Annotated in this window: 22 protein-coding genes; 14 read left to right on the forward strand and 8 right to left on the reverse strand. The window is 64.9% G+C overall.

What is annotated here, in order from left to right:
* The first annotated feature begins 54 nt into the window (after positions 1–54).
* Positions 55–891: a quinoprotein dehydrogenase-associated SoxYZ-like carrier gene (locus ACQR1B_RS25450; protein WP_434834881.1), complete on the forward strand. Its 837-nt coding sequence runs from the start codon at positions 55–57 to the stop codon at positions 889–891.
* Positions 892–914: 23 nt separating this feature from the next.
* On the opposite strand, the gene ACQR1B_RS25455 is transcribed toward ACQR1B_RS25450, so the two are convergent.
* Positions 915–1,274, reverse strand: a complete 360-nt coding sequence (locus ACQR1B_RS25455; RefSeq protein WP_434834880.1) for a hypothetical protein — start codon at positions 1,272–1,274, stop codon at positions 915–917.
* Positions 1,275–1,360: 86 nt separating this feature from the next.
* On the opposite strand from ACQR1B_RS25455, the gene ACQR1B_RS25460 reads away from it, so the two are divergent.
* The 4 genes from ACQR1B_RS25460 to ACQR1B_RS25475 are packed head-to-tail and all read left to right on the forward strand — an operon-like array spanning position 1,361 to position 4,150.
* Positions 1,361–2,341: an ABC transporter substrate-binding protein gene (locus tag ACQR1B_RS25460; protein ID WP_434834879.1), complete on the forward strand. Its 981-nt coding sequence runs from the start codon at positions 1,361–1,363 to the stop codon at positions 2,339–2,341.
* The gene (locus ACQR1B_RS25465) at positions 2,341–3,078 is read left to right on the forward strand and encodes an ABC transporter permease (RefSeq protein ID WP_434834878.1); all 738 of its coding nucleotides are present in this window, start codon (positions 2,341–2,343) and stop codon (positions 3,076–3,078) included. Before ACQR1B_RS25460 ends, ACQR1B_RS25465 begins: the two co-directional genes overlap by 1 nt.
* A complete protein-coding gene (locus ACQR1B_RS25470) occupies positions 3,068–3,778 on the forward strand; it encodes an ABC transporter ATP-binding protein (RefSeq protein ID WP_434834877.1) in 711 nt (236 codons plus the stop codon). The genes ACQR1B_RS25465 and ACQR1B_RS25470 overlap by 11 nt, the downstream gene beginning before the upstream one ends.
* A gap of 24 nt (positions 3,779–3,802) precedes the next feature.
* Positions 3,803–4,150 carry a hypothetical protein gene (locus ACQR1B_RS25475; RefSeq protein ID WP_434834876.1) on the forward strand — a complete coding sequence of 116 codons (348 nt, stop codon included), beginning with the start codon at positions 3,803–3,805 and terminating at the stop codon, positions 4,148–4,150.
* Positions 4,151–4,175: 25 nt separating this feature from the next.
* Here ACQR1B_RS25475 and ACQR1B_RS25480 read toward each other — a convergent pair whose 3' ends face one another.
* On the reverse strand, positions 4,176–4,388 hold the full coding sequence (locus tag ACQR1B_RS25480; RefSeq protein WP_006609620.1) for a hypothetical protein: 213 nt from the start codon (positions 4,386–4,388) through the stop codon (positions 4,176–4,178).
* Positions 4,389–4,605: 217 nt separating this feature from the next.
* Here ACQR1B_RS25480 and ACQR1B_RS25485 point away from each other — a divergent pair, with 217 nt between their 5' ends.
* Entirely contained in the window at positions 4,606–4,914 is a 309-nt protein-coding gene (locus tag ACQR1B_RS25485; protein ID WP_434834875.1) for an EthD family reductase, read from the forward strand.
* A gap of 83 nt (positions 4,915–4,997) precedes the next feature.
* Here ACQR1B_RS25485 and pqqA read toward each other — a convergent pair whose 3' ends face one another.
* Complete coding sequence (gene pqqA / locus ACQR1B_RS25490) at positions 4,998–5,078, reverse strand: pyrroloquinoline quinone precursor peptide PqqA (RefSeq protein WP_009031067.1); 81 nt, start codon at positions 5,076–5,078, stop codon at positions 4,998–5,000.
* Between the two features lie 324 nt (positions 5,079–5,402).
* Positions 5,403–6,350, reverse strand: coding sequence for a helix-turn-helix domain-containing protein (locus ACQR1B_RS25495; RefSeq protein ID WP_434834874.1), 948 nt, complete (start codon positions 6,348–6,350; stop codon positions 5,403–5,405).
* A 406-nt stretch (positions 6,351–6,756) separates the two neighbouring features.
* Here ACQR1B_RS25495 and xoxF5 point away from each other — a divergent pair, with 406 nt between their 5' ends.
* The 6 genes from xoxF5 (at position 6,757) to ACQR1B_RS25525 (ending at position 14,069) form a co-directional block, all read left to right on the forward strand.
* A complete protein-coding gene (gene xoxF5, locus ACQR1B_RS25500; protein ID WP_434834873.1) occupies positions 6,757–8,562 on the forward strand; it encodes a lanthanide-dependent methanol dehydrogenase XoxF5 in 1,806 nt (601 codons plus the stop codon).
* A gap of 132 nt (positions 8,563–8,694) precedes the next feature.
* Positions 8,695–9,174, forward strand: a complete 480-nt coding sequence (locus ACQR1B_RS25505; RefSeq protein ID WP_434834932.1) for a c-type cytochrome, methanol metabolism-related — start codon at positions 8,695–8,697, stop codon at positions 9,172–9,174.
* A gap of 66 nt (positions 9,175–9,240) precedes the next feature.
* Positions 9,241–10,350 carry an S-(hydroxymethyl)glutathione dehydrogenase/class III alcohol dehydrogenase gene (locus ACQR1B_RS25510; RefSeq protein ID WP_434834872.1) on the forward strand — a complete coding sequence of 370 codons (1,110 nt, stop codon included), beginning with the start codon at positions 9,241–9,243 and terminating at the stop codon, positions 10,348–10,350.
* 33 nt (positions 10,351–10,383) lie between these two features.
* Positions 10,384–10,947 (forward strand): S-(hydroxymethyl)glutathione synthase, encoded by a 564-nt coding sequence (gene gfa, locus ACQR1B_RS25515; protein ID WP_434834871.1) that lies wholly within the window; start codon positions 10,384–10,386, stop codon positions 10,945–10,947.
* Positions 10,948–11,280: 333 nt separating this feature from the next.
* Complete coding sequence (locus tag ACQR1B_RS25520) at positions 11,281–11,733, forward strand: (2Fe-2S)-binding protein (RefSeq protein WP_434834870.1); 453 nt, start codon at positions 11,281–11,283, stop codon at positions 11,731–11,733.
* Between the two features lie 2 nt (positions 11,734–11,735).
* Positions 11,736–14,069, forward strand: coding sequence for a molybdopterin cofactor-binding domain-containing protein (locus tag ACQR1B_RS25525; protein WP_434834869.1), 2,334 nt, complete (start codon positions 11,736–11,738; stop codon positions 14,067–14,069).
* 71 nt (positions 14,070–14,140) lie between these two features.
* Here ACQR1B_RS25525 and ACQR1B_RS25530 read toward each other — a convergent pair whose 3' ends face one another.
* Complete coding sequence (locus tag ACQR1B_RS25530) at positions 14,141–14,515, reverse strand: transposase (protein ID WP_434834868.1); 375 nt, start codon at positions 14,513–14,515, stop codon at positions 14,141–14,143.
* 307 nt (positions 14,516–14,822) lie between these two features.
* Here ACQR1B_RS25530 and ACQR1B_RS25535 point away from each other — a divergent pair, with 307 nt between their 5' ends.
* On the forward strand, positions 14,823–15,761 hold the full coding sequence (locus ACQR1B_RS25535) for an acetamidase/formamidase family protein (protein ID WP_434834867.1): 939 nt from the start codon (positions 14,823–14,825) through the stop codon (positions 15,759–15,761).
* Positions 15,762–16,017: 256 nt separating this feature from the next.
* On the opposite strand, the gene ACQR1B_RS25540 is transcribed toward ACQR1B_RS25535, so the two are convergent.
* Positions 16,018–16,815, reverse strand: a complete 798-nt coding sequence (locus ACQR1B_RS25540) for a fumarylacetoacetate hydrolase family protein (RefSeq protein WP_434834866.1) — start codon at positions 16,813–16,815, stop codon at positions 16,018–16,020.
* A 542-nt stretch (positions 16,816–17,357) separates the two neighbouring features.
* On the opposite strand from ACQR1B_RS25540, the gene ACQR1B_RS25545 reads away from it, so the two are divergent.
* Positions 17,358–17,582, forward strand: a complete 225-nt coding sequence (locus ACQR1B_RS25545) for a hypothetical protein (RefSeq protein WP_434834865.1) — start codon at positions 17,358–17,360, stop codon at positions 17,580–17,582.
* A 324-nt stretch (positions 17,583–17,906) separates the two neighbouring features.
* Here ACQR1B_RS25545 and ACQR1B_RS25550 read toward each other — a convergent pair whose 3' ends face one another.
* Positions 17,907–18,683: a cyclase family protein gene (locus ACQR1B_RS25550; protein ID WP_434834864.1), complete on the reverse strand. Its 777-nt coding sequence runs from the start codon at positions 18,681–18,683 to the stop codon at positions 17,907–17,909.
* 48 nt (positions 18,684–18,731) lie between these two features.
* Complete coding sequence (locus ACQR1B_RS25555; RefSeq protein ID WP_434834863.1) at positions 18,732–20,111, reverse strand: FAD-dependent oxidoreductase; 1,380 nt, start codon at positions 20,109–20,111, stop codon at positions 18,732–18,734.
* Positions 20,112–20,205 lie beyond the last annotated feature (94 nt).

Below are 20,205 nucleotides of genomic sequence, written 5' to 3' on the forward strand. Positions count from 1 at the left end.
CGAGGGACGCGCTATGATCATAGGCTATGCACACCGCTTTCGGAGGACTGCGCCATGACCGGGCTCCGCCTGCCGTCCACATCTCTTCTCAGCGTCTGGCTTCTCGGCGCCAGCCTCGCGCTCGCCTCCGCACCGGCGAAAGGCGCTGATGCTTATGATCCGTGGCCCGGGCTGGTTCAGGACATCTTCAACAACAAGCCGATGCAGGACGGCGCCAACGTGCTGGCGATCGAGATGCCCGTGCGCGCCGAAGATGCCTCGGTGGTTCCGGTCACCCTGCGGAGCAAGCTGTCGCCCGCCGACGAGCGCCGCATCAAGAGCATCACGCTGGTGATCGACCAGAACCCGGCACCGATGGCGGCCAAGTTCACGCTGGGCTCGGAGGCCAACGTGACCGCGATCGCGACCCGCGTCCGCGTCAACAACTATACGGACGTGCATGCCGTGGCCGAGCTGACCGACGGCCAGCTCTACGTCGTCAAGACCTTCGTGAAAGCGTCCGGCGGCTGCTCCGCGCCGGCTGCAAAGAACCCGGACGAGGCCAAGGCGCGCATCGGCCAGATGCGCTACCGCCAGTTCACGCAAGGCGGTGATGGCGCCACCAGCGGTATCCGCGAAGCACAGGTCATGGTCGGGCATCCCAACAATTCCGGGCTGCAGATGGACCAGGTGACGCAGCTCTACATCCCGGCCTTCTTCGTCGATCAGTTGACACTGTCACAGGACGGCAATCTGGTACTCTCGGTCGAAGGCGGCATCTCCATCTCGGAGGACCCGAACATCCGCTTCACCTATGTGTCGAACGGCGCCAAGCACTTCCGCGCCGAAGCCAGGGATACGCAGGGCCATGTGTTCGAGCACGAATGGCCGGCGGAGGGCTCGGGTACTTGATGGCGTGGCCAGGCCGCAAGGCGTCAGAAACACCTCACCTCGGCTTCGGCCTGCGCCCGGCGGAGATCGTTCAGCGCGCTGGCAGCCTGCTCGGAGGTCCGGAACTGGGTGCCGAGCGTGCTGCGAACCTGGGACATGCTCAGCACGGTCTCGGCGGTGACGTAGCGCTCATAGGGAATGATCGACGCGATCACGTCGATCGAACACGAGCAGTGGGAAATCGCCTCCCGGGTCTCGCCATTGGCCTTCATGCAGCCGAACACATACTCGGCCCGTGCGGACGTCGGATAGTCGTTGAGGTCCTCGGCGCTGACAGGGCCGCTGGAGCCCATCAGCGCGAGACAGATGGCGACAATCGGTCCTACCGGAACAGCACAACGCATGACAGTCCTCCGCGGCATCGCAGCTCAGGCTATGCTAAGGGACTGAAGCTGAAAAGAACACATCTCGAGGAAACGCAGACGGGCCCATGACGCGGATCGGTCGTTTATTGGTCGCACTCCTCGCCTGCGCGATGCTGCCGGTCTCGGCATGCTGCGCCGCCGAGACAGTGAAGGTTGCGGTGCAGAAGACCGGCACTTTCGCCTGGGAATTGGCCGTCATCCGCGCCCACCAGCTCGACAAGCAGGCGGACATTGTGATCGACGCCGTCGAGCTCGCGAGTCCCGAGGCCGGCAAGATAGCGCTGCGCGCCGGCAATGCCGACATCATGGTGTCGGACTGGCTGTGGGTTTCGCGCGAGCGCACGCTCGGCGCCAAGCTGACCTTCACTCCCTATTCGAGCGCCCTCGGCGCCGTGATGGTGCCGGCCGGCTCGCCGCTCAAGACGCTCGCCGATCTCAAGGGACGCAAGCTCGCGGTCGCCGGCGGGCCGCTCGATAAGAGCTGGCTGCTGCTGCAGGCCACGCTGAAGCGCGACGGCATCGACCTGAAGTCGCAGGCGACCATCACCTATGGCGCGCCGCCGCTGCTCGCCGCCAAGCTGGCCGACGGCGAGATGGATGCGGGCTTGAACTACTGGAACTTCTGCGCGGCACTGGAGGCCAAAGGCTTCCGCCGCCTCGCCGGCGTTGAAGATCTCTTGGCCCCGTTCGGCGCCAAGGGCCGTACCGCGATGATCGGCTACGTCTTCGACGAGGATTGGGCCGCCGGGCATCGCGATCTCGTGACGCGCTTTCTGTCGGTCACGGCCAAGGCCAAGGAGATCCTGGCGACGTCGGATGCCGAATGGCAGACGATTGCGCCGCTGACCGGCGCGCCGGATGAGGCGACGTTGCGCGCCTATCGTGATCGCTATCGCGAAGGCATTCCGCGCCGCTCGGTCGCCGAGGAAGAGGCCGACGCCCGCGTTCTCTACGGCGTGCTCGCCTCGATCGGCGGACGCGATCTGGTCGGCCCCTCTGCTGAGCTCAGTCCCGGCACCTACTACAGGACGGATGCGAGGGACTAGTGCTGCGGCTGTTGTCCTTCGCACTCCTGCTGGCCACCTGGTGGATCGCCGCGGCCGTCGCCGGCAGCGCCAAGCTGCCGCTGCCATCGGCCGTGCTCGCGGTCGCCATCACGGAAGCGAAATCCGGCGCATTGTTTCTTCATCTCGGCGCCACCCTCGCCCGGGTCGCCCTCGCCTTCACGCTGTCGATGGCACTGGGCTCGGCGCTCGGTTTTCTGATGGGCCGCAGCCGTCTCGCCGACCGCCTCGGCGATCCCTGGCTGATCCTGCTGCTCAATCTGCCGGCGCTCGTCGTAATCGTGCTCGCCTATATCTGGGCCGGCCTCACCGAGGTCGCCGCCATCGCCGCGATCGCGATCAACAAGCTGCCGACCGCCGTCGTGACCTTGCGCGAAGGCGCCCGCGCGCTCGATCCGTCGCTGGACGAGATGGCCAAGGTGTTCGCCTTTCCACGCGGCCGCATCCTCCGCCACGTCCTGCTGCCGCAGCTCGCGCCTTATATTGCAGCCGCCGCGCGCTCCGGCCTGTCGCTGGTCTGGAAGATCGTGCTGGTCGCCGAACTGCTGGGACGTCCCAACGGCATCGGCTTCGAGATCGGCGTCGCCTTCCAGCTGTTCGACATCCCGCTGCTGCTCGCCTACTCCTTGAGCTTCGCTGCGGTGGTGCTGGTGATCGAAGCCGCCATCGTCCAGCCGTTCGAGCAGCGCGCATCCAGGTGGCGACTCCGTGCGGCTTGAGGTCGACATCAGGTCCAAGAGCTACACCAGCGCCAATGGCAAGCGCCAGGAGGTGATTGCGGGAATCGCGTTTGCGCTGCAGCGGGACGAGGTCGGCGTCGTCGTCGGCCCCTCTGGCTGCGGCAAGAGCACGATGCTGCGAATCCTCGCCGGCCTGGACAGCGACTATCAGGGCGAGGTGTCACGGCCGGAGGAGGCCCGGCTCGCGATGGTGTTCCAGGAGCCGCGGCTGCTGCCATGGCGCTCCGTGGAAGAGAATGTCCGACTGGCGGCGCCTGAGGTCGCGGAGGACAGGCTGGCCGCGATCTTCGGCGTGCTCGAGCTCGAGGGGCATCGCAGCCATTTCCCGGGCGAATTGTCGCTCGGCCTCGCCCGCCGCGTCGCGCTCGCGCGGGCCTTTGCAGTCGAGCCGGATTTCCTCATCCTCGACGAGCCGCTGGCCTCGCTCGACGACGCCCTCGCCGCGCGGCTGCGCGAGGAGATCGCGATGCTCGTGGCGAACCGGCCGATGATCACGCTCCTGGTCACGCACAGCATGGACGACGCGGTGCGGCTCGGCGACCGGATCTTCGTGTTGTCGCCGCGGCCGGCCCGCCTGCTCCACACCGTGCCGATCGACGCGCCGCGTGCGCAGCGCAGCAACGACCTCGTGGTCAAAATCAAGGCCGATCTGGCGCGACTGGATTTTTCCGTGTCATAGTCATGACAAATCCAGGGGAACGCCATGAGACGCGCACTTGCCGGAACGGCAATGATCCTATCCAGCCTTCCGATGGCGGCCTTCGCGCAGGGCAAGGGCATTCGGCTGTGGAATCTGACCACCGCGACGATGACCGGATTCCAGCTTTCACCTGCCGGCCAGAACAATTGGGGACCCAACCAGACGCTGAACGACAAGGACAAGGAGCTCGATCACGACGAGCGGCTGAAGCTCTCCGGCGTCGAACCCGGGCGCTACGATGCCAGGGTGAGCTATGCCGGCGACCGGCAATGCACCGTGCGCGATCTCGACATCAAGGCCGACGCCGTGGTCTCGGTGACCGACAAGGACCTGAAGGATTGCACCAAGTAGGCAAGCGCGTTGCCGTGTTCCGGCCTCAGGCCTTGTCGTTGCTGTGCGGATATTCGCAGCGCCATCGGACCGCAGTCCATTTCGGGTGCTCGCCGATCCACTGGGCAATGTAGGGCGGCGCCTTCATCGCGCATTGCTGCAGCGATGCTCCGCCGTCGGCGAATACGAGATGCTGCTCCTCGCAGGTGGTCGGAGACAGCACGGCGCAGACGGTTATGACGAGATCGATGGGGCTCATGTCAGGTGTCCTTCGCAAGCCTGATGGAGGACCATACATGAAATTACGGCATCAGGCTGAATCGGTTTCCAAGTTCTGCGCCGCCAGCAGCGGGAGAACCGCGCCAGGAGCGACCATCCATGGGCGAAGCCGGCCCTGACGCTTGATCCGGACCTGCAGATCGGCTGCAATGGGACTGGTCGATCGACCTCAAAAAGAGCGAATGCGGAGGAAGCAAATGTCCAAGGTTCTCGTACTCTACAAGACCCCGAAGAGCGCCGAGGCGTTCGACAAGCACTACACGAACGTCCACGTGCCGCTTGCGAAGAAGATTCCCGGACTGAAATCCTACGACATCAGCCGGGGGCCGGTGAACGGACCGGCGGGCCCCACCAACATCCATCTCGTCGCCACCCTGGTATTCGAATCGATGCAGGCGCTGCAGGCGGGGATGGGCTCGGCTGAAGGCAAGGCCGCAGCGGGAGATCTACCGAACTTCGCCGACGGCGGCGTCGACCTCTACATTTTCGACACCCAGGACGTCTGACCGGCGCGTTGATCCCCATGCAAGATTGATCTGCCAAGCCGCCACCGCCGCATCGCCTGCGTGGCTTGGCAGATCGCTAGTCGTTACTTGCGCGCCGCGCAGGCATACATGTTGATTTCCATGCCGACCGGCACTTCGACGATCTTCGGTGTCTTCCAGGCCATTTCAAGCTCCCAAGTTCGGACTATCATTGACTGACGCATTGCTTGCGCCACCATCAAAGCTAGGACCACGTCCGCGCGAACGCAAGGCTCGCCGAAGCCCCGGCATTTCCCGGGAGTGGTGGTCCCGGTTGAATAGAACGAAACCGGCAGCCCCCGCCGACAACGTTATGCCGCAATCAGCGTCCGACCACGTCAGCTCATGTTCCGCTGGCCTGGACGAATATGAACAAATTTAGATTGTGCGGATTGTGGTTCAGGTCGATGCGCAGGAACCTCGGTCTCGATCACGCCGTCGATGCGGAGGACCGCCCGGCCCGCAACGCCTCAGCGGGCGGCCGTCTTGTGCACCGACGACGGCATGACGCCGAAATACTTGCGGAAGACGCGGCTGAAATGCGAGGAGCTCGAAAAGCCCCATGAGAACGCGACGTCGGTGATGGTCTTGCCGCTCTGCGTTTCCAGTTCCTGCCGACAATGCTGAAGCCGCGCCCGCCAGATATAATCGCTCACCGTCATCCCGCGGTCGCTGAACACCATATGGAGATAGCGCTTCGTACAACCTAAGGCTGCCGAAATCTGGTCGATGCACAGATCGGGATCGCGAAGATGCTCGCGGATGAAGGCCTGCGCACGGATGTAGACGGCCTCGGGTCCCGCACGATCCAGCATCCGATCCGCTTCGCGCAGGGGCAACAGCAGCAGATCGATCAGCGACTCGGCAACGCTGGCCGCGGAATTTGGCGACAGCCGATTGGCTTCGTCGAAGGCGGCATGGGTCATGTCATGCGCGATGCGGCCGGTCCCGCTTCGCGCCGACAATTTATAGGCAGCCATTTTCTCCGAGCGGAAGCCGCGCTCATGCAGCAGCTCCTTGGGCACGATCACCACATCATGGCGGGTCAGCGCAGGGCTGATGATCGTGTGGGGCGACGATACGTCATAGGCCAGACAATCGCCGGGCCCGATCTCGATCTGGCGGCCATCCTGCTCGAAATAGGAGATTCCATAGGTTTGGAACAGGATCTTGATGTAAGGATGTTCCGTCTCCCGCGCTCGCGCATAGGTGTGCGCAATCCGGTGCTGGCTGGCCTCGATCTGGCAAAGCTTCAGGCGAGAGACTGTCGTGAAGTTGATATGCCCTTCGAACGATGCCCCTTCCAACGGGTCGACGTCGAATCGTCCACAAAGATCGGTCAGTGCATCTGACCAACGTTGAATTTGGCTCTTCGGCGAAAACCCCGTGGTGCTGAGCGAGCGGATCGTACCGGACATATTCATCCACCGATTCTTGATCGAGACGCGTTAGGTCCGCCGCAGGACGGCAGACGAGACTGTAGCCAAATTACTCCCATTTTAAGGCTGCCCGCTCCTCGCGGCGCTTGAGTTCCGAAGTGTCCCCAGGGCGATCCTCCGCCTTCATCCGTGTAACGTCAAGGAGAACGTCAACCCACGGTGGAACCGCACCGCTGCAATTGATGCTTTGCAGCAGAAACGCGTTTCATGCTGCAGTCCAGCAAAGCAAAATCTCCTCTAAAAACTTCGTTGCGCTTCACTCTTGAGCAAGCTCTTTTCTCTTTTGGGCAAGTTTCCCGATCGAGAAGTGGATAATCAATCGTGCCGAAGAAGCAATACTGGGCCGCGTGATGCGGAACCTCAGTTGAACCCGGGAGGAAAGACGATGCGAAGAGTGCTACTCGCAACTTGTCTGACGTCAGTCGCGGCTCTCGCCGCGGGTGGCGCATTCGCCAGCGAAGAGCTGGTCAAGATGTCGGCCAACCCCAAGGATTGGGTGATGCCGGCAGGCGACTATGCCAATACGCGATATTCCAAGCTCAACCAGATCAACGCTCAGAACGTCGGCAAGCTGCAGGTCGCGTGGACCTTCTCCACCGGCGTGCTGCGCGGCCACGAAGGCGGACCGCTCATCGTGGGCAACATGATGTACGTCCACACCCCGTTCCCGAACAAGGTGTACGCCATCAATCTGGCCGAGGACAACAAGATCGTCTGGAAGTACGAGCCCAAGCAGGACCCGAACGTCATTCCGGTGATGTGCTGCGACACGGTCAATCGCGGCGTCGCCTATGGTGACGGCAAGATCTTCCTGCATCAGGCCGACGACAAGCTCGTCGCGATCGACGCCAAGACCGGCCAGCAGGTCTGGACCGCCATCAACGGCGATCCGAGCAAGGGCCAGACCGGCACCTCCGCTCCGCTGGTGGTGAAGGACAAGGTGCTGGTCGGCACGTCCGGCGGCGAGTTCGGCGTCCAGTGCAGCATGACCGCTTACGACATCAAGAGCGGCAAGCAGGTCTGGAAGGCCTATTCCGAAGGTCCGGATGACCAGATCCTGTTCGACGCCAGCACGACGGCGCTCGGCAAGCCGGTCGGCAAGGACTCGAGCCTGAAGACCTGGCAGGGCGACCAGTGGAAGACCGGCGGCGGCTGCACCTGGGGCTGGATCTCCTACGATCCGCAGCTCGACATGGTGTACTACGGCTCGGGCAACCCCTCGACCTGGAATCCGAAGCAGCGTCCCGGCGACAACAAGTGGTCGATGACGATCTTCGCGCGCGCAGCCGACACCGGCGTCGCGAAGTGGGTCTATCAGATGACGCCCCACGACGAGTGGGACTATGACGGCGTCAACGAGATGATCCTGTCGGACCAGGCGATCAACGGCCAGCCGCGCAAGCTCCTGACCCACTTCGATCGTAACGGCCTCGCCTATACGCTCGACCGTGCCAACGGCGAACTGCTGGTCGCCGAGAAGTACGATCCGAAGGTGAACTGGACCACCGGCGTCGACATGGACAAGAACTCGGCGACCTACGGCCGTCCGAAGGTTGTCGATCAGTACTCGACCGACAAGCAGGGTGAGGACGTCAACACCAAGGGCATCTGCCCGGCAGCGCTCGGCACCAAGGACGAACAGCCGGCCGCCTACTCGCCGGATACGCAGCTGTTCTACGTGCCGACCAACCATGTCTGCATGGACTACGAACCCTTCAAGGTGAGCTACACCGCAGGTCAGCCTTACGTCGGCGCGACGCTGTCGATGTATCCGCCGGCGGGTGAGACCCATATGGGCAACTTCATCGCCTGGGACGGCAAGACCGGTAAGATCGCGTGGTCGAACAAGGAGCCGTTCTCAGTGTGGTCGGGTGCGCTCGCGACCGCAGGCGGCGTGGTGTTCTACGGAACCCTCGAAGGCTACCTCAAGGCGGTCGATGCCAAGACGGGCAAGGAGCTCTACAAGTTCAAGACTCCGTCCGGCATCATCGGCAACGTCACGACCTATGAGACGGGCGGCAAGCAGTACGTCGCCGTGCTCTCGGGTGTCGGCGGCTGGGCCGGCATCGGCCTCGCGGCGGGTCTGACCGATCCGACCGCCGGCCTCGGTGCGGTCGGCGGCTACGCAGCGCTGAGCAACTACACCGCCCTCGGCGGCGCGCTCACCGTGTTCTCGCTGCCGCAGCAGTAACCTGAGCCGTCTGCTTCCGGCGCATGGACCTCTCGTCCATGCGCCGGTTCGCCTGCCTCGAAAACTGGGATGACGCCCTTGCGTAAGATTTTGATTGCGGTCGCCGCCGCCCTGTCCGCGGCAACCGTCGGGATGACTGTCGCCGACAAAGCCTGGGCGGAAGGTCCGGGAGACCCAACGGCCGTCAAGTCCGAAGACGGAAAGTACTTCGACAAGGATGGCGATCCGACCTACAAGGTGGCCGCCGATGGAACGGTCGACTGGTACACCTATTCCGGCTACCGCCGCTACCACTCCGAATGCCATGTCTGCCACGGCCCCGACGGCATGGGATCCACCTATGCGCCCGCGCTCAAGGATTCGGTCAAGAACCTGAGCTACGGCGATTTCATCGGTGTCATCGCCAGCGGCCGCAAGAATGTCAGTACGGCCCAGGAAAACGTCATGCCGGCTTTCGGCGACAATCCGAACGTGGCCTGCTACATGGACGACCTCTACATCTACCTGCGCGCCCGCGGCAATGACGCGGTGGGACGCGTTCGCCCGGCAAAGCATGAGGACAAGCCGCCCGCCTATACGGAGGCGGAGAACGCCTGCATGGGCAAAAAATGACCGACGATGGGGACCGTGACCTGAGCAGCGTCGCGGGCCCAAGAGACTGAAACAGGAGTTTGAGACATGAAGACGCGCGCCGCGGTCGCTTTCGAAGCCAAGAAACCGCTGGAGATCGTCGAGATCGACCTCGAAGGGCCGAAGGCCGGCGAGGTGCTGGTCGAGATCAAGGCGACCGGCATCTGCCATACCGACGCCTATACGCTCGATGGCTTCGACAGCGAGGGCATCTTTCCCTCGATCCTCGGCCATGAGGGCGCGGGCATCGTCCGCGAGGTCGGCCCCGGCGTGACCTCGGTGAAGCCCGGCGACCACGTCATTCCGCTCTACACGCCGGAATGCCGCCAGTGCAAGAGCTGCCTCAGCCGCAAGACCAATCTCTGCACCGCGATCCGGGCCACGCAGGGCAAGGGCCTGATGCCGGACGGCACCTCGCGCTTCAGCTACAAGGGCCAGACCATCTACCATTACATGGGCTGCTCGACCTTCTCCAACTTCACGGTGCTGCCGGAGATCGCGGTCGCCAAGATCCGCGAGGACGCGCCGTTCGACAAGAGCTGCTACATCGGCTGCGGCGTGACCACCGGCGTCGGGGCCGTCGTCAACACGGCGAAGGTCACGCCCGGCTCGAACGTCATCGTCTTCGGCCTCGGCGGCATCGGTCTCAACGTGCTTCAGGGGGCGCGGATGGCGGGGGCCGACAAGATCGTCGGCGTCGACGTCAATGACAGCAAGGAGGAATGGGGCCGCCGCTTCGGCATGACCCATTTCGTCAACCCGAAGAAGGTGACCGGCGACATCGTCCAGCATCTGGTCGCGCTCACCGATGGCGGCGCCGACTACACCTTCGACTGCACCGGCAACACCACGGTGATGCGCCAGGCGCTCGAAGCCTGCCATCGCGGCTGGGGCGAATCGATCATCATCGGCGTCGCCGAAGCCGGCAAGGAAATCGCGACCCGTCCATTCCAGCTCGTGACCGGTCGCGTCTGGAAAGGCACCGCGTTCGGCGGCGCGCGCGGGCGCACCGACGTCCCCAAGATCGTCGACTGGTACATGAACGGGAAGATCGAGATCGACCCGATGATTACCCACACGCTGAAGCTCGAAGACATCAATAAGGGCTTCGAGCTGATGCATGAGGGCAAATCGATCCGTTCCGTCGTCGTGTTCTGACCCGAGCCACGCAAAACTGAGGAGGATTGCACCATGACTGTCCACATCCATCCGTCCGTCGATAACGGCGTCAAACAAGGAAGCGGCCACTTCGCCGGCGGCACGCTGGTCTGCAAATGCCAGGACCGGCCGGTGAAGGTCGGCATCCAGGGCGATGTCGCGCACAATCATGCGTGCGGCTGCACCAAGTGCTGGAAGCCGTCCGGCGCGACCTTCTCCGTGGTCGCCGTCGTGCCCCGGCAGAACGTCACGGTGCTGGAGAACGGCGACAAGCTCAAGATCGTCGATGCCTCGGCCGTGATCCAGCGCTATGCCTGCACCGGCTGCGGCACGCACATGTACGGCCGCATCGAGAACACGGGTCATCCGTTCTACGGCCTCGACTTCATTCATCCCGAGCTGTTCCAGGAGCAGGGGTCGGCGGCGCCGGGCTTTGCCGCCTTCGTCTCCTCGGTGATCGAGTCGGGCGTGAAGCCGGAGCAGATGGGCGAGATTCGGGCGCGGCTGAAGGAACTGGGGCTCGAGCCCTATGACTGCCTGTCGCCGGCTCTGATGGATGCGATTGCCACCCACGTGGCGAAAGCGAAGGCGGCCTGACGGCCGCCGCGGACCAAGCGTATCAACCAAAGCGTTCCTTCCTGAAGACTTGGTGCCTCGCCTGCCTCCGTGCCGGCGAGGCATTCTTTCTTTTTGCGGTGCATATGGACTCGCGCCGCATCTGCCTTGCGGTGCTCGCACCTGCACGCGGCTCACGAAAGGCGCGGAACTACACGCGCCTGTGTAGACCGATGCTGTTCTCGTTCTGCTATCATTGTCCGTTCTCCGACAATTCTCAATTGAGCCGGCGCGTGCATCCAGGACATGTGGTCCCGCGCGCGTCCACCAGAGATCAGTACCTAGGACCATCGGTCCGACAGAGCGAGGGCGATCATGATCAAGGTGAAAATCAACGGACAGGAACAGGCCTGGGACGGCGATCCGAGCCTGCCGCTGCTGTGGTATCTGCGCGATGAGCTCGGACTGACCGGCAGCAAATATGGCTGCGGCCAGGCGCTGTGCGGCGCCTGCACCGTGATGATCGACAAGGAAGCTGCGCGGTCCTGCATCACGGCGCTGTCGGACGTCGCGGGCCGCGAGGTCACGACCATCGAGGGCCTGCATCCGACCGGCGACCATCCGGTGCAGAAGGCGTGGCGGCAGGTCAACGTGCCGCAATGCGGCTTCTGCCAGGCCGGGCAGATCATGCAGGCCGCCGCGCTGCTCAACGAAAATCCAAAACCGTCGCACGACCAGATCAGGGATGCCATGGCCGGCAACATCTGCCGCTGCGGCTGCTATCAGCGCATCGAAAACGCCGTTCATCTCGCCTCGACGGGGGTGTGATCATGACCATCATCGCAAATCCCGATATCGCAAAGTCTGCCTCGCGCCGCGGCTTCGAGCGCCATCTCAAGGTCGAAAACGTCTCGCGCCGCGCCATCCTGCAGACGCTGGGACTCGCAGGCGGCTTCGTGCTCGCCGCCCCCCTGCTGTCGCGTCCGGCCTTCGCCACCTATGAGACCGGCGCCGGCAAGATGCCACATGGCACCGTGGTCGATCCCAACGTGTTCGTCTCGATCGCGCCCGACGGCATCGTCTCGATCCTCGCGCATCGCTCCGAGATGGGCACGGGCGTGCGCACCAGCCTGCCGCTGATCGTGGCGGAGGAGATGGAAGCCGACTGGTCGCGCGTCCGCGTCGTGCAGGCGCCCGGCGACGAGGTGAAATTCGGCAACCAGGACACCGATGGCTCGCGCAGCACGCGGCACTATCTGCTGCCGATGCGCCAGATCGGCGCCTTGGCACGGGCGATGCTCGAAGCTGCCGCGGCCAAGCGTCTCGGCGTGCCCGCAAGCGAGGTGAAGGCCGTCAATCATGAGGTCGTGCACAGCGCGAGCGGCAAACGCCTCGGCTTTGGCGACCTCGCCGCCGACGCGGCCAAGGAGCCGGTGCCCGCGATCGAAACCGTGCAGTTGAAGTCGCCAAAGGACTTCCGCTATCTCGGCGAGGGCCAGGTCAGTATCGTCGATCTCCGCGACATCACCGTCGGCAAGGCGCGCTACGGTGCCGATGTGCGGTTGCCCGGCATGAAATACGCCGTCATCGCGCGGCCGCCGGTGACCGGCGGCAAGGTCAAGTCGTTCGACCAGGCGGAGGCGATGAAGGTCTCCGGCGTCGAGCAGGTGCTCGAGGTCAAGGGCTGGCCGTGGCCGTCCAAGTTCCAGCCGCTCGGCGGCGTCGCGGTGATCGCCCGCAACACCGGTGCAGCGATCAAGGGCCGCGACGCGCTCAAGATCGAATGGGACGACGGCGCCAATGCGGCCTACGACTCGGTCGCCTATCGCGCCGAGCTCGAAGCTGCGGCCCGGCAGCCGGGCCTCGTCGTCCGCCAGGAAGGTGATGCGGAGGCCGCGTTGAAGACCGCCGACAAGGTCATCACCGGCGAGTACTACCTGCCGCATTTCGCCCATGCCAGCATGGAGCCGCCGGTTGCGGTTGCCGACGTCAAGGGCGACAAGGCGGAGATCTGGGCGCCGGTGCAGAGCCCCGGCGGAACCCGCGAGGATGTCGCCAAGACCTTGCAGATCCCGATCGAGAACGTGACCGTCAACGTCACCCTGCTCGGCGGCGGATTCGGCCGCAAATCGAAATGCGACTTCGCACTCGAAGCCGCCCTGCTCTCCAAGGAACTTGGCGCGCCGGTCAAGGTGCAGTGGACGCGTGACGACGACATCCAGCACGACTTCCTGCACACCGTCTCGGTGGAGCGCATCGAAGCCGGGCTCGACAAGAGCGGCAAGGTGGTCGCCTGGCGTCATCGCAGCGTCGCGCCGACCATCCTGTCGACCTTCGCGGCCGGCGCCGATCATGCCGCGCCGTTCGAGCTCGGCATGGGCCTCGTCGACATGCCGTTCGAGATCGCCAACATCCAGTGCGAGAACCCGGCGGCCAAGGCGATGACCCGCATCGGCTGGTTCCGCTCGGTGTCGAACATTCCGCGCGCCTTCGCCGTGCAGTCGATGGTCGGCGAGATTGCCAACGCCACCGGCCGCGACCAGAAGGAGATGCTGCTCGAGCTGATCGGCAGTCCGCGCGTCGTCAAGCTCGCCTCGGTGAAGGATCTCTGGAACTACGGCGAGCCCTATGAAAGCTACCCGATCGATACGGGGCGGCTGCGCCGCGTCGTCGAATTCGTGGCCGAGAAGGGCAATTGGGGCCGCAAGGTCGCCAAGGGCCGCGGCCTCGGCATCGCCGCCCATCGCAGCTTCGTCAGCTACATCGCCACCATCGTGGAGGTCGAGGTCGACGACAAGGGCAAGCTGACCGTGCACCAGGTCGACAGCGCGATCGATTGCGGCACTTTCGTCAATCCGGAACGCATCGCCTCGCAGCTCGAAGGCGCCGCGATCATGGGGCTGAGCCTCGCCAAATATGGCGAGATCAGCTTCAAGAACGGCCGGGTGCAGCAGCGCAACTACGACGATTTCCCGGTGGTGCGAATCGACGAGGCGCCCCTGGTCACCAACGTGCACATCGTGCCGGCCGATGCCGACGCGCCGCCCAGCGGTGTTGGCGAGCCAGGCGTGCCGCCATTCGCACCGGCGCTCGCCAACGCGATCTTTGCCGCCACCGGCAAGCGCCTGCGCGCGCTGCCGATCGGCAAACAGCTCGCAACCTGAGAATAGCGATACAAGAAGGTCATCGGCCGGAGCGATCCGGCCGATGATCCACTCAACCAAGCAGTAGCGATTCAGCGCCCGTAGCGCACCGACGCGTAGCGGCCGATCACGGCGCCCCGTCCCTGCCCCGGCGCGCCGGCAACGCCATGCGGCGTGCTGCCGCAATCCTGGCGCAGCGGCGCCGGCGCAGGCTTGCCGGCGGTGGTCGCAGGCGGTTTGCCCTCGACGAGCTTCGTCACCAGCGAGCGCAGCCGCTGGTTCTCGATCTCCAGCTCCTTCAGATGACGCAGGGCAGGACTGCTGAGGCCGCCATAGCGCTGGCGCCAGCGATAGAAGGTGCGCAACGACACACCGGCAGTGCTGCAAATTTCGGCAATCGGCACGCCCGACTCCGCCTCGCAAAGCAGGACCAGAATCTCGTGCTCGGTGTGCAGGGAACGTCGCATGATCACAGACCCCCACGCGGCCAACCACGGCATTCTCGCATGATTTCCATGAGCTAGATAGAGGCTGGGCACCCGGCCCGCGCGGCGGCGCGCCGCACGCGCCAACCGCGATCGCGGCAAGGTGTGACGACCGGAGATCGTCACGCCCCGGCCGCGCATCGCGGTCGATTGGCAAAATTGACACGATCCGGCTCGGCCGTCTCAGTCTGCCGGTGACGTGAGCAAGCCTGACCAGTTTTTGGCATTGCCGGCTGCGACGTCCTGCCCTGATATCAGTCGGCACAACCGAGCCCCACGGAGCCAGCCGATGTCGAAACGCCACGAGATTCCCGCGACGCATGAGAGCATGGTGTGGGGCTATCTCGACAGCGCGACACCCCCTGTCCTCGAAGTCGCCTCCGGCGACACCGTGACGCTGCATTCGTTTCCGGCCGGCGGCAAGGAGACGCTGCCTGAAGACCGCAGCCTGGTTCCTCCGAACTATCTCACTGCGCTCGACACCATGATCCAGGGCCCGGGGCCGCATTTCATCACCGGTCCCGTCTATGTGAAGGGCGCGCAGCCCGGCGACACGCTGCAGGTCGACATCCTCAGTTGCAAGGTCAGCCAGGACTGGGGCTTCGTCTCGATCCTGCCCTTGCTCGGCACCCTGCCGGACGAGTTCACCGACTACGAGACCATCCATCCCAAGGTCGATCACGAGCGCCAGGTCTGCATCATGCCCTGGGGCACCGAGATCGCGCTCGATCCGTTCTTCGGCATCATCGGCACCGCGCCGCCGCCGGCCTGGGGACGGTGCGGCTCGCCGGTGCCGCGCAGCTTCGGCGGCAACATGGACAACAAGGAGCTGCGGCCAGGCACCACGCTGTATCTGCCGGTGTTCAACGAGGGCGCGCTGTTCTTCGCCGGTGACGGCCACGGCGTGCAGGGCGACGGCGAGGTCTGCATCACCGCGCTGGAGACCGGCGTCACCGGCAGCTTCCGCCTCACCGTGCGCAAGGACATGGACATCACTTGGCCGTTCGCCGAGAACGCCACCCATTTGATGTCGATCGGCCTCGACGAGGATCTCGACGACGCCGCCAAGCAGGCCGTGCGCGAGATGGTCAAGCACGTCTGCGCCCGCACCAATTTGTCGCGCAACCAGGCCTACATGCTGTGCTCGCTGGCCGGCAATCTGCGCGTCACCCAGCTGGTCGACGGCAACAAGGGCATCCACATGCTGCTGCCGAAGTCGTATCTCTGAGTTCTCCTCGACCGGCTGAGGCTTGTTGTCGGCGACAAGCTTGCGACCAATCGGCTGTCGCGGTGAAGGCGTGCGGGCAAGGCGTGCTCGCTGCCCGCCTCTCCCCGCGTGCGGCAGGGCTATCGCAGGTGACGCTCTTCGTATTGAGCCCGTCTGTTCCCACGTCGTCATGCCCGGGCTTGTCCCGGGCATGACGGAGTAACTAATTGGCAGACGTCCGTGCTGCCATGTCCCATTTCGGCAACTCGACGCGACCTCAGACGATCCTGATCGACATGTCCGGCAGGCCGTCGAGCTTGCACAGGAGCACGTCGCCCTTGACGACCGGGCCGACATTCTCCGGCGTGCCGGAATAGATGATGTCGCCGGCCTTGAGCTCGAACGCCTCGGAGAGTTTCGCGATCTGCTCGGCGACGCTCCAGATCATCTTGGTGAGATCGGAATTCTGCCGCATCGTGCCGTTCACCGCGAGCGAGATTGCCCCCTTGGTAAAGTGGCCAACCTTCGCCACAGGGTGGATCGGGCCGATGACCGCGGCGTGGTCAAAACTCTTGCCGATCTCCCAGGGCTTCTTCTCGGCCGCCATGCCGTTCTGCAGGTCGCGCCGGGTCATGTCGAGGCCGAGCGCGTAGCCATAGACGTGGTCGAGCGCCTGCTCAGGCGAGATGTTGGTGCCGCCGGATTTCAGCGCGGCGACCAGCTCGACCTCGTGGTGATAGTTCCTGGTCAGCGACGGATAGGGATGATCGGCGACCGCGCCGACCGCGACGTTCTGAATGGCATCGGTGGGCTTCTGGAAGAAGAACGGCGGCTCGCGATTCGGATCGGAGCCGCGCTCGATCGCATGCGCCGCATAGTTGCGGCCGATGCAATAGATGCGGCGGACCGGGAACACGCTGGACTCGCCGACGATCGGAATGGTGGTCGCCGGCACGGCGAAGATCGGTTGCGGCCAGGCCTGGGCCGCCGCCGGGCGCGCGCCGGCCAACACCGCGGCCGCTGCAGCGACGCTGCCGGCACCGGCGAGAAGATTGCGGCGTGAGGTGTCTGCCATTGGGTTCCTCCTGGGATCAGCCGTTGCGGACGGCACTTGTTTGTCTGGGGGGCGCCAAGTTTGGCGCGCTCTTTCTGATAAGCATATCCAGTATGCCAGCGCCACCATGCGCTCACGCGCCGTCGCTCTCGCGGCGCAACATGCGCCCGAAGGGATGATAGAGACCCTCGTCTGAGACGCGAGGGCGCAGGGAAGACCGGACCTCGACTGAGGCCCGTGGCCCGCCTGCTCAAAAAATGCAGGCGGCAGGTACCACAGGTCAGCCGGACGACCCGGCCTTCCCTGCGCGATAGTTGGAACGTCTGCTCCGTGCTCTCCCCGGGGACCGGCTTGTTTGCCCCCGTCATCAGCAACGACGCACGAACGTCATCGCGAACTTGACGCCAGCATCGGGGCGCCAGGACCACACGGCTTGAACGTCCGCGCGCTGTCATTCGTCCGCGCAAAAGCGCCTGACAGACCCGCGGCCACCGCTCCCCACCTCTCCGTATCGTGACGACGCGTACGTCCCTCTGCACGAGGCGGGATGAGGGGAGAAGATCATGATTTCCGATAAAAAGAAACTTGAATATTTTCGAGGAGAGATCTGGACAGGCGTGATCATGCTGAGGGCGCAACGGAATTTTCTTTTTTGGCGCATTCGGTCGGGCGCTCTCGCAAGGGGCTGCGACGGCGGCTCAGCGATGCACCTGGTCATGGCGCTGAACCGAGTCGCCCGTCGGGTCCCGTCGCCTTGGTATTTGCCAGAAGAAGCGAGGGACGGGTGATACGTTGCGCACAAGGACAGCGATGGGCGTGATAGCCGGGCCTCATGGTTCGAGACGCGCCGTGCCCGAGGCAGTCTCGCCCCGCATCAGGCTGCGTACGGCACCGCGCTCCTCACCATGAGGTTCAAAAGCCGAGGCGGCACTGCACACCGGACCATGAACACGTAGAGCGTGCTCATGGAGGGTTCGTCTCGCTCTATCGCCCCGCGCGCCCGTCACTCCTCACCTTGAGAAGCCCGCCCCAAGGCGGTCGTCTCGAAGGGCGAGGGCCCGGCCTCCGCCTCCGAAGTCCGCCGGTCAACGCGAACTCAGCGTCCTGCCCACTCACCCCTCGATGATCGCCACCGCGCGCGTCCAGCCGGCCGAGGCGCGCTCGATCTTGACCGGGAAGCACGACACGGTGAAACCGGTCGACGGCAGCTGCTCCAGATTGTGCAGCTTCTCCAAGTGGCAATAGCCGATGTGGCGACCCGCCTTATGGCCTTCCCAGATCAGTGCAGCATCGTGGGTCTCGGCGTATCGCTTGGCCGTGAACACGAACGGCGCATCCCAGCTCCAGCCGTCGGTGCCGGTCAGGCGCACGCCGCGTTCCAGCAGATACATCGTCGCCTCATAGCCCATGCCGCAGCCGGAATTGACGTAGTTGGCCTGGCCGTAGCGCGCGCCGGCCGAGGTGTTGACGACGACGATCTCCAGCGGCGACAGCGTGTGGCCGATGCGCTTCAGCTCCTCTTCGACGTCTTTCGCCGTCACGACATAGCCGTCGGGGAAGTGGCGGAAGTCGAGCTTCACGCCGGGCTGCAGGCACCATTCCAGCGGCACCTCGTCGATGGTCCAGGCGCGCTCGCCGCGGTTCATGGTCGGATGGAAATGCCAGGGGGCATCGAGATGCGTACCGTTGTGAGTCGAGAGATTCACCTGCTCGACCGCCCAGCCCTGCCCGTCCGGCAGATCCTCGGCCTTCAGCCCTTCGAAGAACTGCAGCATGCGCGGCAGCCCCTGCTGGTGGTCGATGTAGGTGATCGTCGGATGCGTTCCCGGCGGATCGGCGGGCACGTCGTTCTGCAGCGGCACGGAGATGTCGATCAGCTTGCGGGCCATGGGCGGTCCTCTCTCGTTGTCGAGAGAGACAGTGTCGCTCCGACGCGCTCAGCGCGCCAGCCCCGCGACGCGCCCAAGCGCCACGGCGGTCAGCAGGCCGTTGCCGGACAGATAGCCCGAGGCGTCGGCCCCGGAGACGCCACAGGCGGCGCCGCCCGCGGCGTGGAGATTGTCGATCGCGCTGCCGTCCTTGCGCACGACGCGCGCGCGGTCATCGATGACGAGGCCGCCCTGGGTGTGGAACAGCGCGCCGGTGACCTTCACCGCGCGATAGGGCGGCACGAGCTGCGGCACGCCGGCAAAGCTGCGGCCGAAGCGATCGACGCGCTGCTGCGCCTTGGCCTCGCCGACCTCATCGCAGTTCGACGCGAGCGCATCGGCCGGCACGCGCATCGCGGCCGCAAGGCTCGCGATATCGTCGGCTTCGAGCACCGCGCCATGGGCCATGGCATTGCGAAAATCCTCGAATTGCGCGGCGACGGCGGCGATACGCGCATCGAAGACGGTCCAGGCAATGCCGTCCGGCTGCGCCAGCACGCGGGCCGCCTGCTCGGAATAGCCTGAGGCCTCGTTGGAGAAGCGCTCCCCCCGCGCATTCACCTGGAAGCCGCCTTCGGTGATCGTCGCCCAACTGATGAGAATGCCGGCGGGATGCGCCACCGAGCCGTGGCCCTGATGGCCGCCGAGATCGCGCGTCGCCGCGCCGAGATGCTCGCCCCAAACAAGCGCATCGCCCTGGTTGCCGACATGGCCGAAATAGGTCGCGCTCGCCATCTGCGGGATGTGCCGGCCGACCAGCGCCGGATTGCCGCCATAGCCGCTGCAGGCGAGGATCAAGCGGCCGCAGCCGATGTCATCGCTGCTGCCGTCGGGCCTGATGAAACGCACGCCGACGACGCGCTTGGCGGAGTCGACCAGCAGCGTCGTTGCATGCGCGTCGCAGAGGATGTCGATGCCGGCGCTTTCGGCCGCCGTGCGCAGCCGGTCGATCAGTTCGCGCCCCGCGCGGCTGGGCAGGCCGTGCATGCGATAGCGCGAGTGACCGGGATAGCTGAAATTGTCGACCAGCGAGAACGGCAGTTGGTGCCGGTCGGCCAGCCATTCGAGCGTCGGGCCGATGGTGGTGGTGACGAGCTGCACCAGCGCAGGGTCGGGCTCATCATGCGCCTTGTGCAGGATGTCCGCGGCGAAGCGCGCCGGACAATCCTCGATGCCGAGCGCCGCCTGCCAGCGCGTGCCGGCCGCCGGGATCAGTCCCGCCGACAGCGCGGTCGAGCCCTGCGGAATGCTGTCGCGCTCCAGCACCAGCACGCTCTCGCCGCTCTCGACCGCCGACAGCGCCGCGACGAGACCAGCCGCGCCCGCGCCGATGATCAGGCAGTCGACGGCAAGCTCAGGCGCGCGGTCGATGATTTCGATGCCGCTCATGTGCGCCCCTCACCACGCTTGCGGCCGTCCTTCGAGACGCTCGCCTGCGGCGAGCTCCTCAGGACGAGGATCTTGTTTGCGGCAAGACTCTCGA

Origin of the sequence: Bradyrhizobium oligotrophicum (assembly GCF_051168495.1) — a bacterium.
GTDB classification, from domain to species: domain Bacteria; phylum Pseudomonadota; class Alphaproteobacteria; order Rhizobiales; family Xanthobacteraceae; genus Bradyrhizobium; species Bradyrhizobium oligotrophicum_A.